Consider the following 15,234-nt stretch of genomic DNA (forward strand, 5'->3'; position numbering starts at 1 on the left):
CGCAGTCTCGGATTTCTCAACGAGCGCGGTAGGCCTGCTCAACCGTCACAGGAAGTACAAATGCATGGACTCGATTCTACCGCATGACACCGCCGGCTGGCGACTCTGCCTCGCTGCCGACCTCCTCCGCGACACCGGCGCGACGGTCGCCCATCAAGTCGACTCCTCCAACGCGTTCGTCCTCAGTACCGCCTTCGCCCGACAGTTCGGTCACCGGGCTCCGAACACCGACGCCTCCACAAGCGGTATCGATTTTGAGAACGTCAGCGAGAGCGACCTGCGAAGCATCAACCTGCTCGGTGCGATGCTCTATCACGGGGTCAACACCGAGGCAGGCGTGGTGATGCGGATGAGTTCAGTTCCGAGAACGGCAGCTAACTCGCTCGGGGCGGAGTTCGCACAGGGCCACGAACCAGGATCCCTTCGTCCGTCAGAGGCGCGTGAGTTCCTTTCGCAACTGTCTGACGCTGATTGGGGTCGGCACGTTCCGCGCGGGTCAGACCTCGCCGGTTCTGACCTGAGGGACCTGTGGCAAGTGCACTCAGGCAGCACCGCTGATCCCGGCGCTCGGTCTGCGGTTCGCACCGCGGAGCAACCTCGTTCAGGATCTTCGTGATTGATGAGGGGGACCAGAAGGGGACCAGAACCGTGCAAACCATGCATCTCGTGACGTGCTCCGCATGATCTGACGCCCGGAATCACGCGGAATCCGGTCCGGCCGAAGCCGTCTGGACGCCTGGGGGTCAAGGGGTCGCAGGTTCAAATCCTGTCAGCCCGACCGATGTGATGTCGCAAGACATCCGCGACAGGCCGAACCCTCATTTTGAGGGTTCGGCCTTTGTCGTTGTTCGGGGTTGGTAGTCGCGTGTGGGGTCGAGGGTGAGCTTGCGGATGATCTCGCCGGTGTCTTTGGCGGCGATGACGATGTGGCGGTCCTGGATGACGATGACGACGGGGGTTCGGGCGTGGGTTCGTCCGACGCCGATGTGGTGCAGGCGGCCGTTGTAACGCAGGGTCACGGAGCCTTGCCCGTCGACCTTGTCGTGGCGGACGCGGTTGTCCTTGCCGGCGGGTGATCCGATCGGGATGGCTTTGGGTGTGGCGATGTACGCCGCTCGTGGGGTGCGCCCGCCGAGGGAGCGGTGCGGGCGGGTGGTGTTGTAGTAGGTGACGAAGGCGTCGATCTGGGCCTGGAGCTCGGCGATGCTGTCCGCGGGCGCTCTGGTGGCGAGGTGCTTTTTGAGGGTCTGCTGGAAGCGTTCGACCTTGCCCTGGGTCTGGGGGTGGTTGGGGGCGCCGTTCTTCTGGTGGATGCCGAGCTTGTGGAGCAGTCGCTGGAAGCTGTTGCGGGCCTTGAGCGAGTGGGTGGTGTAGACGAGGCCGTTGTCGGTCAGGACGGTGGCGGGTAGGCCGTGCTCGGCGGCGGTGGTCTGGAAGGTGGTGGTGACGGTCTGACCGGTGATGACGGTTGTGGGCGGTGACGGACAGGGCGTAGCGGGAGTGGTCGTCGAGCCAGGTGATGACTTCGGTGTCGGTGCCGCCGGCGAGGCGGACGTGGGTGAAGTCGGACTGCCAGCACTCGTTCGGTGCGGATGCCTGGAACCGGATGTAGGAGGCTTTCGGGCGTTTCTTCGGCTCGGGGCTGATCAGGGCGTGCCGGTTCAGGGTCCGCCAGATCGTCGCCACGGACACGGTGAGGCCGCGGCGGGTCAGGTGCTCGGCGATGGTGGCGGGGCCGGCGTCGTGCCCGGCGGTGGTCAGCTCCTCGCGCAGGGCCAGGATCGCCGTCACCTTCTCCGCGCTGGTCGCTGTGGGGACGGTCTTGGGACGGCGTGAGCGCGGCTCGAGCGCTGCCTCGCCGTCCTGGGCGTACCGGCGCACGAGCCGGTAGACCCACGAACGGTGGACACCGTAGGTCGCGGCGACTTCGGCGACCGGGCGGTTCTGATGGACGACGGCGGTGATGACCAGGCGGGCTGTCGAGGACATGACCGAGCCCTACTGGGTCCGAGCGGTGTCGCGGATGTCTTGAGAGACGTGTCGCGCATGTCTTGAGACATCTGTCGCCTATGTGTTGAAACAGGACACTGTCAGCCCGACCGAGTGAGATGGCCTCGGACTTGCGAACGTGCAGGTCCGGGGCCATATGCGTCTCCCGAGCGGGACTGGTGACCGTGACCGAAAGGTTGCCAGTTTTGATTCATGGGGCATTTATGGGGCATAAACCCCTCGCCCGAGGCCCGCAGTGGCCGCAGGTCCACGCCGCGCTGCGATCGGTGGTCCGAGCAGGGCTGAGCGAGGTGGACGGCGCCGCGCACCTGAGGTGCATGACGACCAACTCCACGCCTGGCGGCGGGCTTGAGCCGCTGATGAGCATCGACGCGCTCTCCGAGCTGCTCGGGGTGCCGGTCAACACGATCAAGGACTGGCGCACCAAGGGTCAGGGACCGGTTGCCTACAAGATCGGCAACCACCTGCGCTACGCCGCCCAAGACGTGCGGGCCTGGTTGGAGCGTTGCCGCGAAGAGTCGGCCGGTGTCGCGCCGCCACCCGGGCGGCGGTGACCGGCGATGGCACGACCGCGCACCCCGATCGGCACCTACGGCGACCCGTACTACGAGGAGACCGACGGCGGCCGGCAGATCGCCGTCGTCAGGTTCCGCGACTTCGACGGCCGCACCCGCAAGATCAAAGCCGTCGGCCGGTCCAAGGCCGAGGCACTGCGCCGGCTCAAGAAGAAGATCGCCAACCACGAGGCGGCCAGCGTCGGCGAGGAGGACCTCACCGCGGACTCGCTGTTCGTCGACCTCGCCGACGCCTGGCTCCAGTCGCTCGACGACACCAAGCGGCTCGCCCCCAGCACCCGCTACCGATACGAGCGTGACCTGCGCACCCTCGTGCTCCCGGCATTCGTTTCGACTTCACACCGGCAGAGGCGGCCCGAAGCGGGCCCGGGGCCGTGGTGGCCACTCGTGGTCCTCACACCTCTGGCACCCGAGGCGCACCTGGTGGGTGTGACGGTCTCGATGCGGGTGGTCTCGGCGGGCAAGGGGTACGGGTACCTGCTGCGGTCGGTCGTGCAGGGCGACGGCGACGCCACGCAGGCGAGCGGGTTCACGCGGTACTTCACCGATGCCGGCACGCCGCCGGGGGTGTGGCTGGGCAAGGGCGTCACGTTCTTCGGGGCGGGGGAGCTGCGCCCGGGCATGACGGCAGGCGGCCCGTGGGTCACAGACGGCGACGGCGGGGTTCGATCTGACGTTCTCGGTGCCCAAGTCGGTGTCGGTGCTGTGGGGTCTGGCGGACGCGAACACTCAGGAGCTGATCGTCGAGGCCCACCACGCCGCCGTCGCGCAGGTGCTGGATTTCTTTGAGCGGGAGGTTGCGGCCACCCGCACCGGGCACGCCGGGATCGCGCAGGTGCCGGTCGTCGGGGTCGCCGCGACGGCGTACGACCATTGGGACTCACGCGCGAACGACCCCCAGCTCCACACCCACGTGGTGGTGTCGAACAAGGTGATGGCCGCCCATGACGGGCGGTGGCGGACCCTGGACTCCCGGGCCGTCCACCACGCGGTCGTGGGCCTGTCCGAGCACTACAACGCCGTCCTCGCCGACCGGCTCACCGGCACGTTCGGGCTGTCGTGGGAGCGGCGCGACCGCGGTGAGGACCGCACCGCACAGTGGGAGATCCGCGGCGTCGGCGAGGACCTGATCGCCGCGTTCTCCAGCCGCGCCCGGGCGATCGACGTCGCCACCGACGCGAAGATCGCCGCCTACGTGACCAAGCACGGCCACCGCCCCACCGGCCGGCGGATCGTGCAGCTGCGCGCCGAGGCCACCCTCGACACCCGCCCCGAGAAGACCATCCGCGCCCTGTCCGACCTGACCGCCGAGTGGCGGACACGCGCCCGCGACCTGGTGGGGGGCGACCCCACGGAGTGGGCACGCACCCTCACCACCAGGCAGCCCGCGCACGCGCTCACCGGGGAGTCCGTACCGATGTACCTGATCGACCAGGCCGCCGCCGACGTCGTGGCCGCGGTGTCGGAGCGGCGGTCGACTTGGCGGCACTGGAACGTGTGGGCCGAGGCCTCGCGCCGCACGATGGGGTGGCGCTTCGTCACCGCCGTCGATCGCGAACAGGTGGTCGCGCTCATCGCCGACGCCGCCATCCGGCGGTCGGTCCGGCTCACCCCGGGCGAGGTCGCCACCACCCCGGCGGGGATGCGGCGGGGCGACGGCACCAGCACTCTGCGGCCCCGGCACTCCACGTACTACTCGAGCGAGCGTCTGCTCGGCGCGGAGGACCGGCTGCTCGCCCTGGCCGAGGACCGCACCACGACGCTCGTCATCCCGCAACGAATCGTAGAGACCGTTCCCGGTTCCCGGGGCGACGGCGTGGTGGTCGACGGCGAGCAGGCCGCCGCCATCACGCAGATCCTCACCTCGGGGCGGCGGCTGGACGTTCTGGTTGGTCCGGCCGGGACGGGGAAGTCCACGGCGATGGCCGGCCTGGCCGGTGCCTGGACCACGGCGCACGGGCCCGGGTCCGTGGTCGGGATGGCGCCGTCAGCCGCCGCCGCCCAGGTCCTCGCCCAGGACATCGGCATCGGGTGCGACAACACCGCCAAGTGGGTCCACGACCACGCCCGCGGCAGGGCGGACTTCCGCCCGGGCCAGCTCATCATCCTCGACGAGGCCACCCTCGCCTCCACTCGCACCCTGGAGACCATCGCCAACCGCGCCGCCGAGGTGGGGGCGAAGGTCGTGCTCGTCGGGGACCCGGCCCAGCTGCAGTCCGTCGACGCCGGCGGTGCGTTCAACATGCTCGTCCAGGCCCGCGGCGGCGACCTGGCCCGGCTGGTGGAGGTGCGGCGCTTCGTCCACGTCTGGGAGAAGGACGCGTCTCTCGCCCTGCGCGACGGCGACCCGACCGCGATCGACGCCTACGCCGGCCGCGGCCGGATCGTTGAGGGGACCACCGAGGCGATGGTCGACGCCGCCTACGTGGCGTGGCAGCACGACCTGCAGACGGGGATTTCGTCCATCCTGGTGACCGAGGCGGCGGAGTCGGTGCGGCAGCTCAACGAGCGGGCCCGCGCCGAACGCATCCAGGCTGGCCTGACCGACACCGGCCGGGAGGTCCGGCTGCGCGAGGGGGCCCGCGCATCGGTGGGTGATGTGGTCATCACGCGCCGCAACGACCGTCGCCTCCGCACCGGCCCCGGCACCTGGGTTCGCAACGGCGACCGCTGGACCGTGACCCACGTCGGAAGCGACGGGACGCTCGACGTCCGCCGGCCCGGCGACGGCGCGAGCGTGAGGCTGCCGGCCCGGTACGTCGTCCGGCACGTCGACCTCGGTTACGCCGTCACCGCGCCCCGCGCGCAGGGCATGACCGTCGACGCCGCCCACGTGGTCGTCTCGCCGTCGACTACCCGCGAGAACCTGTACGTGGCCATGACCCGCGGCCGACGCGCCAACACCGCCTACGTCGCCCTCGACCAGCCCGACCCCCTCCACGGCACCCCCGCCGAGACCGACACCACTGCACGGACCGTGTTGTTCGGTGTGCTCAACCACTCCGGCCTCGAGCTCTCCGCGCACCAGACCATCACCGCCGTGCAAGAGAGCTGGACCGGCATCGCCCAGCTCGCCGCCGAGTACGAGACCATCGCCACCACCGCCCAACGGGGCCGCTGGACCCGGCTCGTCATGGACGCGCTTGTCCGGGCGGGCGGGCTCACGATGTCCGAAGCCGACCAGGTCACCTCGTCCGAGGCCTTCGCCGTCCTCACCGCGGAGCTGCGCCGCGCCGAGGCAAACCACCACGACCTCGACACCCTCCTGCCACGCCTGGCCGCCCAACGCACCCTGCTCGACGCCGACGACATTGCCGCCGTCCTCACCGCCCGCCTCGCCCGAGCCACGGCACGGCCCGCACCCGGCACGACCCCGGACCTCGTCGCCGGACTCATCCCCGCCGCTAGCGGCCCGTTGCCGGCCGACGCCGCCCGCGCGCTGGCCGAACGCCGCCAACTCATCGAGACCCGCGCCCACACCCTCGCCGAGACCGCTGTCCGCGACCGGGCACCCTGGGTGTCCCACATCGGCGAACGGCCGCACAGTGCCGGCGACCGGGAACGTTGGCTGGCCGAGCTGGCCGTCGTCGCCGCCTACCGCGACCGGTACGCCATCACCTCCGCCGCACCACTCGGCGCCTCCCCCCAGACCCACGTCCAGGAACGCGACCGCCACCGAGCCACCGACGCACTGCACCGTGCCCAGGTCACTGCCCAGACCCGCAAGACTGACGCGGCCAGGGGGCGTACCCACGGGCGCAGCATCTAGGACAGGTCTTGGACACGCTCGTGCGCGCCTTCGTTGACACGTCATAACGGGGAAAGGACGCTCGACGCCCCGTTCGAGTTGGGACGTCGAGCGCCTTCCGTGTCTTGTCCACGCGGCCGATCACCGCCCCGTGGCGGCCCTGTGGGAGAACGGTTAGGACTGGTCTTGGGTTTCGGTAGTCCCGCCAATGCCCCTGAAGACCTTCGTGTGCTCGCGAAGGAGCTCCGGTAGTGCTGGGTCAACTCGTGGCTTGTCAATGAGCATGACCATGGGCTGATACCACATGTGCACGCACCAGGAATTGAGGCGGCCGAAGGCGAGTTCGTCCTCGACCGAGAGAGGCTCCCCGTTCACCAATCTAACAAGAGCGTCCCGCGCACGAGCGGACTTGATGATCAACTCGGCGTCGATTCCAGTCGCAACTGGTCCTGATGAGCTCCAATCACGGAGAGGTTCTCCAGGCCGATAGTTCGATGACTCGGATGTGATGCTCAAGACCCTTGCAGCCCCTTCCCTAGAATCAGCAGGTGTCGGTGTCGGAGCCAGTAACCCCGGCAATCTTGGCAGTGATCGTGACACTGGTGGTCCCCGTTCCTGCGTTACCATAGTAGGTACTTGACGACCCGATGCCGTACCGACCGGTTGTCAAGTTGCCAGCGTAGATCCAGTTGAAACTGCCCCCACCTCCGGTTGGGGAGGAATGCTTCCACTGGTAGTAGACGCTGTACGTCGTGTAAGACGAAGCATCCGTCATCGTCGCGTTCCAGGCGTAGCGACCGTCCGATTGGCAGGACACGCTCACAGTCACCTGTGTCGCCTGGATGGAGTACAGATCCTCCACCCTCATGTCTCTGACGGAAGTGGCGCCCGCTGGAACTCCCCCGGCAAGCAGGATCGCGGTCGCCGACAGGACTGCTAGAAGCGACACCCACATCCGGCGAATCGCCGTTTGCTGGCCTCCTCCGGTCCTGGCGTCGGACCGCTGGGTCGTGATTGGCCCATCGCGGAGCGTAACCGAGGGTTCGCTGCTGGACGACATGAGAATCTCCCTTGACTTCCATGTGAAGGACGACGCGTCCAGGCGCCAGATTCAGGTCGCCTCCACGCAAATGTTTGTCTCTTCTAAGTCCCGCCTCGTCAGAATTGATTGGCCGGAAGGTGTCATGGCCCAAAGAGGACAGGTTTGGAGGGTGATGCGGCGACGGAGATATATGACGCCGCTCAGGGTTTCGGTGCCGCCGTTTGAAGAGCGGTGGGTTGTGGTGGCGTAACTGAGGAGCTGTCTCCTCTGATATAGAGGGCCCTGCTGTCAAGCGGGCATGGTGAGGCGCCGCCGGCAGGTCAGGGCACGCAGCGGCGCGCCGACCAGGGGGCCGTGGCCCGCACCGGCGCCGGGGACGAGGCGGTCCGGGCGGCGGTGCAGCGTCATGCGCTGGCGCACCCGGTGTGGGGGCACCGCAAGGTCTGTGCCCTGGTGCGTCACGACGGGATCGCGGTGTCCGAGGCCAGCGTGCTGCGCATCATGCACGAGCTTGGCCTGTGCTGCCGGCCGGACCAGAAGGAGCGGCGCCAGCTAACGACCAAGGGTCGCTAGCCGTCGCGCGCAAGGCCGCCTTCTCTGCCCCGCCGACTGGGCCGGGCCAGGTCTGGCAGCTGGACTTCAGCGAGTTCGAGACCACCAGCGGCGGGGTGTGGCGGATCGCCGCGTGCCGGGACTACTGGTCGAAGTACGAGTACGCCCCGCACGTGTCCCTACGGCGAACCAGCACGACGCGATGGCCGCGGTCGAGGCGGCCCTGGCGGAGTACGAGGTCCTGCACGGGCGCCGGCCCATCGAGGACTGCGACGTTGACGAGGACGGGAACGTCCTCGCGCGCCTGACGCTGGTCACCGACAAAGGCGGCCCGTTCCGCTCGGCGCGGTTCGAGGCCTTCATCGTCGCTCGCCCCGAGCTGCGTCTGGACATCATCGAGCACCGCACGAGCGACGGCAAGCTCTACCTCTGCGCGATCGAGGACGTCTACTCCAACAGGATCGTGGGGTACTCCTTCGACTCGAGGATGAAGTCACGCCTGGCCGTAGCCGCACTGAACAACGCCGTGGCACGCCGCGGTGACACCGGTGGATTCTCACTGACTTTGTCAAGCCGTTTGGGCCATCGGTTCTCGCGAGGGTGGGGCGAGTTCGAAGGGTCGGTTGTCGCGGAGCAGGGCCCATAGGACGTCGACGCGTCGGCGCACCAGGGCGATGAGCGCTTGGACGTGCCCGTGGCCTTGTCCGCGTTTCTTGAGGTAGTAGTCGCGGCTGGGGCCCTCGCGCATCATGGCGGCTGAGGCGGAGAGGTAGAACACTCTGCGAAGCTTGCGCGGGTAGCGCATCGGCCGGTGCAGGTTCCCGGTGCGCCGGCCAGAGTCCCGCGGGACCGGGACGAGCCCGGCGGCCGAGGCGAGTCGTCCGGCGTTCGCATAGGCGGCAAGGTCTCCTGCGGCGGCTACCAGCTCGGCACCGAGGATCGGTCCCATGCCGGGCAGGGACTCGATGATCTCGGCCTGGGGGTGCGCGCGGAAGGTGGTGGTGATCCGGGCGTCGAGGTCGGCGATCCGTGCGCCGATCGCCAGGAGCTGAGCGGCGAGGTCGGCCACGATGCTGGCCGCTACATCCTGTCCGGGCACGACGGTCTGCTGGGCCTTGGCCGCACCCAGTGCAGCTGCAGCGATCTGGTCGGCGCTGCGGACCTTCCGCTTGACCAGCCATGCCCGCAACCGTGACTGACCCGTCCGGCGGATCGCCTGCGGCGTCTGGTAGCCCGTCAGCAGGACCAACGCACCCCGACTATGGGCGTAGTCGAAGGACCGCTCCAGCGCAGGGAAGTAGCCGCTGAGGACGTCGCGGAGCCGGGTGACCATGCGGACCTGGTCACCGACCAGGTCGGTACGGTGGGTCACCAGTAGCCGCAGTTCGGTCACCAGCGCGGTGGCGACCTCGACGTCCTGTAGATCGCCGCGGTGTCGAAGGGTCTCGGCGATGACGTAGGCATCGCGGGCGTCGGTCTTGGCCTCACCGCGGTAGGCGCTGGCCATCTGGTTCACCGTGCGGCCGGGGACGTATCTCACCCGTTGACCGTGGGCTGCCAGCAGTGCCAGCAGCAGTCCCGACATGGTCCCGGTGACGTCGACTCCCCAGACGACCTCGTCGGCGTGGCCAAGGACACCGGCGATCGCGTCGAGGATGGCGGCCTCGTCGTTGACCACCTTCGTCGACCGGACTGTGGTGCCGGCCTCGTCGATCAGGCAGATCCAGTGATGACCCTTACCGACGTCGATACCAGCCCACCCAAGCGCGATCCGTTGCTTCATCAACTCCTCCTTCGAGCACACGAGCGATTGCCATGGCCCGAAGGAACACCCCGCCGACAGATCCGTAAACAGCGACCAGGACGCGCATCTCAATCAGCAGTCAAGGCGCCCCAGGAGGAACCGGGCAGCCAATCCATCGGAGCCATCAACGGGCGATCAAGGCTCAGCCACACCCAGCCCTCCCGGGCCATCTACGAACTTACGGATCAGGGCTCAGGCGAACCGAGGCATGATCACGCCTGTTCCGATGACGTAGATGAGTAGCCCAAGAACACCAGTGGCGGCGATCCCGATCGCGGCGCCGGCCAGCGCTCTTCCGGTTGGCCGCCGTACTCCAACGAGCCCCAGGGCGAGGGCAAGGACGTCGAGAACCAGCACGATCGCCAGGGTGACGACGGGGAAGGTGTAGACGCTGTCGTAGTCGGAGAGGGACACCGCCCGACGCATCGCCCACGGCGTCACGACCACCGACACCCACACGAGCATCGCTCCGAGCACCGCGGTCACCAGCGCTGCCCACGAAACGCCGGAGGGGGTCGAAGGCGAGGTCGACGGCGAGCATGCCTCCAACGGTGCGTCCCTGTGTGTCTGCGGGTCTGCCATACCCCAATTTAACCGCGTCGAGGGCTATTCGGACGTGGTACCCGGTCCGTTATTGTATGGCAGGAAGCGGACATGGCAGGAAGCGGACTTCTCGCCCGCCAAAAACTGGGTCGCCTGGCAAATGCTTCGATGATACGTTCCCCAGATCGGAGCAACGAGGCTCCTGTCCAGATTGAGGCTGCATCATGCGAATAGCGATCAGAGAAGATCCACAGTCCTGCGACGATCAAGGAGTCGTCGGCATGGGTTCGCTAGTGAAGAGGCTCCTGGTGATCGGGGCGAGTGTCATTGCCTTCGGGACAATGATCACCGCTGGCTCCGCCTCAGGAGCCTTCGCCCATGCCGAGACAGGAACGGTCGGGTCTGGCTACACGTATTTCCCGACCGCGTCTCCCTACCATTCCTACGCGTACGTGACCAAGTGTCACAGCGCCAACGGCTCCGCCCCCTTCTATCAGGGGGAAGCAATACTAGGGACCTCCTCGGCCCTTGGTCCGCGTCAAGCCTTTCCGGGTCCCGACAGCACCGTCACCCTGCACAAAATTGGGTCCTACCGCGGCACATGGCACTGCCTGAACGTCGGCTAGACGCGGACGAAGGTGAGTAACTCGCCTTGAGGGGCGGATTTGTTGAATAACACTCGAAATGGGGGCTTGGCAATGCACCGGATAACACGATGTGCGCTTGCGGCGGTTGCTGTGATCGGCTTGTTCTTCGCCGGGATCGTGGCGAACCAGCCCGACGCTGCACAGGCGGGCAGTTCGCCGACGCGGGTGAACGAGACAATGGCAAAGGGGATGCCAGAGCTGATTCAGACGTACCTGGACAGCATGGACCTCACGCCGGCGGAGCGGGGCGTTCTGGAGCGCTCGAAGAAGAACGGCCGTATAGCGCCGGCGGACTACCAAGACGCCCAGTCGCGATACGCGGAGTGTATGGAGAGGAGTGGCTTCACGCCAGAGTTCCGAGAGAGTTTGTACGGCTTCTATGTGCAGTTGCCCTTTCATGACGTCTCGAACCAGAACGCTTTGGATGCCGCGAATGTCAAGTGCTCGCGGGGCATGGCTGCCGTGGACGTTCTGTACCGCACTCAACAGGCCAATCCCAAGTTGCTCGCTGACTCTCGGCTGGTGGCCGTCGAGTGCTTGGAGAGCAGCGGATTCGTAGACGGCGATTACACCGTCGAGCGTTTCGAGCGGGACTGGCTGCACGACGAGTTCCCGTTCGATGCGAGTGAACCAGGCCCCAACGACTGCCTGTGGGGGGCCGGCTACGGATACTTCGAGTCATGATCGGCGCGATGAAGGCCTTGGTCGGCCTCGCCGCAGGGGCGGCGATCGTCGCTGGCTCTGCTACAGCGGCTATCGCAGCGGGTGCCGACCCAGGCACCTACGGAATGGGGCACCGTTACGTGCCGACGGCATCTCCGTACGTCTCCTACACCTACGTGACTGAGTGCCGCGGTTACAGCGGCGGAGCGTACGTCTGGCAGTCGAAGACAGTCATGGGCGACGAAACGGCGCACGGACCGAGGTACACCGTCACTGACGGAGACAGCAAGCTCACGCACAGGCGCATCGGGACCTACTACGGGACCTGGTACTGCTTGAACCTCGCACCAGGCGCGTAGCTCACGACCGCTGGGCACCCGGCGGCGTGAACCTTAGCCCCACCAACTCACCCCCATTTTCGGGTTAGGCAGCCCACTTTCTCGTTCGGCGATGCAGTCCGTGATGGGAAGTGCCGTCTGGAGCCGGTTTCCCTGGGACGGTGAACACGTCGGACACGACGGCACACTCGAGGTCCGCCGAGCCGGCGGCAACAGCGGCGGGCGGGTGAGGTTGCCGGCGGGGTACGTCGCCCGGCACGTCGACCTCGGCTACGCCGTCACCGCCCACCGCGCCCAGGGCATGACCGTCGATACCGCGCACGTTGTCGTCTCGGCTTCGACCACCCGCGACCTGGGGCAGGTCCTCGCGGGAGTCCTTGGACTTGCCCCACGTGCGGAACCCGGCCTTCTTCACCGCCCCGGCCGGCGCCACCTCGCCATCGGCGCCGTCGGCGTCGGCACGTGCCCCCGCAGTGTCCGCCACGACGCGGCCGCCCTCGTCACGCCAGCGGGCCTCGTCGGCGTCGCCGGTCTCGAAGTACGTCGACGTGGTGTCGAAGAACAGCACGTCGACCTCGAGGTTCAGCAGGTCGGTGACCTGGTAGTACACCTGCCTGGCCAGGACCGGCTCGACGTCGTGGAGCCAGTCCATCGCCCGGTAGCAGGCGTCCTCGTCCACCACCGCACAGGTCTGGGCCAGGCGCGGGATGAAACACATCAGAGTTCATCCACTCCGCCGCGGCCAGCTTCGAGCTCGGTGCCAGGGCCCGGCCAGCGACCAGGGAGAACAGCACCCGCTCGGTGGCGGCCAGGTCACGCTTGCGACCGCGCCCCGACTGGCTCCATGACCGTTGAGGTTGTCGCCTACTCGGCCGACTGGGCTCGTCAGTTCGAACTCGTTGCCGCTGGCCTCGGCGCCGCCCTCGAAGGTGTGCCCTCGGCAGTGGTCGAGCACGTCGGCTCAACGGGCAGTGCCTGGTCTCACCGCTAAGCCGATCCTCGATATCGACGTCATCGTGGAGCGGCACGAGGTGGCTGCCGCAGCGCGCGCTCTGGTCTCCATCGGATATGTGCATCGTGGCGATCTGGGGCTCACGGACCGGGAGGCGTTCACTTCACCCGATCACGACCCGCGCCGTCACGTGTACGTGTGCGTTCGCGGAACGCTCCACGTTCGGAGGCACTTGGCGGTCCGGGACGCGCTTCGCGGCAGTGCAGAGCTGCGCGATCGCTACGCACGCGTCAAGATCGACCTCGCTGCGGACCCCGATATCGGCATCGCCCGGTACATAGTCGGCAAGTCGGCGGTGCTGCAAGAAGTGCTCATGGCCTCGGATCTGACGCCGGCGGAGAAGCGCGAAATCTACGAGGTGAACACCAGCCAGGAGCCCTGAATGCCGGTCAGACACTCCGAGTCGGCTCCACCATCGCCGCCCCGTAAGCGAACGTGGGTACAGGAGACTGCGAGTGGTGAGGTGCCGCATGGCCTCTGGTGTCGATCACGTGGCAGCGCGATGCGACCTCCAGAAGGTCGAGTGGAGTCCGACCGCCGACGGTGCTGGCTGCTGGGTGCGGATGCAGGCTACGGCGACCGTCCTTGGGCTCCGATGTAACTATCCCGCGGAGGGAGGTCACGGGGTCGGTTCGCCGCTCGCGTCTTCGGTCGACGCGTCGCTCCCGTGGCTGCGTCTTCGGGGGTGGCAGCGTCGTTGCCCCCGTCCGGCGCGAATCCCGGCACGGGGAACAGCGACCCGGCAGGCCACCGCGGGTCCGCGGCGAGATCGAGGTCGAGCCTCGGCTCACCGGCGTCGGACCACACCGTGCCGTCAGCGTCGACCATGCGGTACGGGTAGACATTGAGGGGGACATCGCCGCTGACCACGCCGGCGGGCACGTCGGTCTCCGTGGCGAGGTAGTCGCCCAGCATCGCCGGGTCCCAGGCGCCACCGGATATCGGGTCCACGAGCACGAACGGGCGCCCGTCCTGGTCGACGAGCTGCGCGCCATCGACCGGTTCAGCGTCGGGGCCGTATACGAACAGGTTGGTCACCCCCGCCACACCACTGGGGCCCCGTAGCCGGGAACGCCGGTGGACTCGGAGCCGTCGGCGTAGCCCTGGTCGTACGACGACCCGTCGAGCGCGTTCTGGTGGGCGCCCGCCGTGACGGCCCAGATCAGGAACGGCAGGACGATGGCGGTGACGAGGCTCGCGAGCCGCCCGACACCGTGCCAGAACCGGCTCTGACCGAGACGGCCGCGACCCCACTGCGTGCTCAGGACCGCGAGGACGACGAAGGCGGCCCAGTCCACGAACCGTACGGCACACCGAGCGGCCAGCTGCCGACGACCCCCTGCACGGCGCAGAACACCACCCACGCGCGCGCCACCCACCACACGGGCCGCAGCGCGCCGAGCACGTCGAGCGTCGCAGCGAACCACCGGTGGCGCTCGGCGATCTCGAGGACGTCGGCCCGCCACCCCGCGGCGGCGTCGACGAAGACATCGCGCACGCGGCGGCGCGAGCGGGATGCGACCGCGGGCAGATCAACACCCGCCGCTTGCCGCAGCTCGTCCGCGTAAGCGTCGGCGGGCCCGAACCGCACGGTCATGTCGTGGATATCGAGTGCGGGGAGGTCGAGTGCAGGATCCTCCGTCGCCTCGTCGACGAGGGCGTCGGCGAGATCTGCCTCAAGCCCTCCGGTGAGCTCATCGAGCGTCTCCGCATCGAGTGCGCACAGGTGGTCGCGGACCGCCTCTACGTAGGCGGTGACGGCGCCCGGTCGGGCGATGGTGGACATCAGGAAGCCTCCGGCATGTCGAGAAGATCGGTCATCGTCGTGGCGAACTCCTGCCACTGTTTCGACTGGTGAGCGAGCGCGGTCCGCCCCTGCGGCGTCACGCCGTAGTACTTGCGGTGCGGTCCGGTGCCCGACGGCACGACATAGCTCGTGAGGGCGCCGGCGGCGTACAACCGCCGCAGCGTCCCGTAGACCGAGGCGTCACCCACCTCGGTGAGCCCGGCGGCCCGCAGTCGCCGGACCACGTCGTACCCGTAGGAGTCCTCGCGCTCGACGACGGCGAGCACCGCCAGGTCCAGCATTCCCTTGAGGAGCTGCGTGGTGTCCATCCACCTCTGCCTTCGTCGCGTGCGGCGCCCGGTGGGAGCAGGCCCCCTCCCCGCTCCCACCGGACCGATGACGACCGTCGTGCGGGATCACCTGCTCGACGTCGCCTCCCATGCACACTAGCGTGCTATGCGCGGTACCGCGGGGATCGCGGTATGGTTTGCGCGTGTCGCTTGGCAGATGCTCT

Annotated in this window: 15 protein-coding genes and 3 pseudogenes; 8 read left to right on the plus strand and 10 right to left on the minus strand. The window is 67.9% G+C overall.

Features of this window, described 5'->3' with window-relative positions; all coding sequences use genetic code 11:
- Positions 1-818: 818 nt before the first annotated feature.
- The 3 genes and pseudogenes from AAEM63_RS07255 to AAEM63_RS07265 all read right to left on the minus strand — a co-directional run.
- A complete protein-coding gene (locus AAEM63_RS07255) occupies positions 819-1,019 on the minus strand; it encodes a hypothetical protein (protein ID WP_341361413.1) in 201 nt (66 codons plus the stop codon).
- Positions 1,020-1,178: 159 nt separating this feature from the next.
- Positions 1,179-1,463 (minus strand): annotated as a pseudogene (locus AAEM63_RS07260) (integrase core domain-containing protein); the annotation flags it as partial.
- Positions 1,464-1,722: 259 nt separating this feature from the next.
- Positions 1,723-1,989 (minus strand): annotated as a pseudogene (locus tag AAEM63_RS07265) (leucine zipper domain-containing protein); the annotation flags it as partial.
- A gap of 338 nt (positions 1,990-2,327) precedes the next feature.
- Between AAEM63_RS07265 and AAEM63_RS07270 the strand changes: the two are divergent.
- The 5 genes and pseudogenes from AAEM63_RS07270 to AAEM63_RS07290 form a co-directional block, all read left to right on the plus strand.
- Positions 2,328-2,564 carry a helix-turn-helix domain-containing protein gene (locus AAEM63_RS07270; protein ID WP_341360890.1) on the plus strand — a complete coding sequence of 79 codons (237 nt, stop codon included), beginning with the start codon at positions 2,328-2,330 and terminating at the stop codon, positions 2,562-2,564.
- Between the two features lie 6 nt (positions 2,565-2,570).
- Positions 2,571-3,374 (plus strand): hypothetical protein, encoded by an 804-nt coding sequence (locus tag AAEM63_RS07275; RefSeq protein ID WP_341360891.1) that lies wholly within the window; start codon positions 2,571-2,573, stop codon positions 3,372-3,374.
- Positions 3,268-6,354, plus strand: coding sequence for a MobF family relaxase (gene mobF / locus AAEM63_RS07280; RefSeq protein WP_341360892.1), 3,087 nt, complete (start codon positions 3,268-3,270; stop codon positions 6,352-6,354). The genes AAEM63_RS07275 and mobF overlap by 107 nt, the downstream gene beginning before the upstream one ends.
- Positions 6,355-7,729: 1,375 nt before the next feature.
- On the plus strand, positions 7,730-7,948 hold the full coding sequence (locus AAEM63_RS07285; RefSeq protein ID WP_341360893.1) for a transposase: 219 nt from the start codon (positions 7,730-7,732) through the stop codon (positions 7,946-7,948).
- 349 nt (positions 7,949-8,297) lie between these two features.
- A pseudogene (locus tag AAEM63_RS07290) lies at positions 8,298-8,468 on the plus strand (IS3 family transposase); the annotation flags it as partial.
- 27 nt (positions 8,469-8,495) lie between these two features.
- On the opposite strand, the gene AAEM63_RS07295 reads toward AAEM63_RS07290, so the two are convergent.
- Positions 8,496-9,710: an IS110 family transposase gene (locus AAEM63_RS07295; protein ID WP_341360894.1), complete on the minus strand. Its 1,215-nt coding sequence runs from the start codon at positions 9,708-9,710 to the stop codon at positions 8,496-8,498.
- Between the two features lie 213 nt (positions 9,711-9,923).
- Positions 9,924-10,217, minus strand: coding sequence for a hypothetical protein (locus tag AAEM63_RS07300; RefSeq protein ID WP_341360895.1), 294 nt, complete (start codon positions 10,215-10,217; stop codon positions 9,924-9,926).
- A gap of 794 nt (positions 10,218-11,011) precedes the next feature.
- Here AAEM63_RS07300 and AAEM63_RS07305 point away from each other — a divergent pair.
- Positions 11,012-11,605: a hypothetical protein gene (locus AAEM63_RS07305; RefSeq protein ID WP_341360896.1), complete on the plus strand. Its 594-nt coding sequence runs from the start codon at positions 11,012-11,014 to the stop codon at positions 11,603-11,605.
- On the plus strand, positions 11,602-11,943 hold the full coding sequence (locus AAEM63_RS07310; RefSeq protein ID WP_341360897.1) for a hypothetical protein: 342 nt from the start codon (positions 11,602-11,604) through the stop codon (positions 11,941-11,943). Before AAEM63_RS07305 ends, AAEM63_RS07310 begins: the two co-directional genes overlap by 4 nt.
- Before the next feature lie 64 nt (positions 11,944-12,007).
- Here AAEM63_RS07310 and AAEM63_RS07315 read toward each other — a convergent pair whose 3' ends face one another.
- Positions 12,008-12,640 carry a hypothetical protein gene (locus tag AAEM63_RS07315; protein WP_341360898.1) on the minus strand — a complete coding sequence of 211 codons (633 nt, stop codon included), beginning with the start codon at positions 12,638-12,640 and terminating at the stop codon, positions 12,008-12,010.
- A 298-nt stretch (positions 12,641-12,938) separates the two neighbouring features.
- On the opposite strand from AAEM63_RS07315, the gene AAEM63_RS07320 reads away from it, so the two are divergent.
- A complete protein-coding gene (locus AAEM63_RS07320; protein WP_341360899.1) occupies positions 12,939-13,316 on the plus strand; it encodes a GrpB family protein in 378 nt (125 codons plus the stop codon).
- Between the two features lie 188 nt (positions 13,317-13,504).
- On the opposite strand, the gene AAEM63_RS07325 is transcribed toward AAEM63_RS07320, so the two are convergent.
- From AAEM63_RS07325 to AAEM63_RS07340, 4 genes are read right to left on the minus strand one after another with little or no spacing between them, the layout of a single operon-like run.
- Positions 13,505-13,972 carry a hypothetical protein gene (locus tag AAEM63_RS07325; protein ID WP_341360900.1) on the minus strand — a complete coding sequence of 156 codons (468 nt, stop codon included), beginning with the start codon at positions 13,970-13,972 and terminating at the stop codon, positions 13,505-13,507.
- The gene (locus AAEM63_RS07330) at positions 13,969-14,232 is read right to left on the minus strand and encodes a hypothetical protein (RefSeq protein WP_341360901.1); all 264 of its coding nucleotides are present in this window, start codon (positions 14,230-14,232) and stop codon (positions 13,969-13,971) included. The genes AAEM63_RS07325 and AAEM63_RS07330 overlap by 4 nt, the downstream gene beginning before the upstream one ends.
- Positions 14,196-14,720, minus strand: a complete 525-nt coding sequence (locus AAEM63_RS07335) for a hypothetical protein (protein WP_341360902.1) — start codon at positions 14,718-14,720, stop codon at positions 14,196-14,198. Before AAEM63_RS07335 ends, AAEM63_RS07330 begins: the two co-directional genes overlap by 37 nt.
- On the minus strand, positions 14,720-15,049 hold the full coding sequence (locus AAEM63_RS07340; RefSeq protein ID WP_341360903.1) for a PadR family transcriptional regulator: 330 nt from the start codon (positions 15,047-15,049) through the stop codon (positions 14,720-14,722). Before AAEM63_RS07340 ends, AAEM63_RS07335 begins: the two co-directional genes overlap by 1 nt.
- Positions 15,050-15,234: the final 185 nt, after the last annotated feature.

The organism is Georgenia sp. M64 (genome assembly GCF_038049925.1).
GTDB lineage: Bacteria > Actinomycetota > Actinomycetes > Actinomycetales > Actinomycetaceae > Georgenia.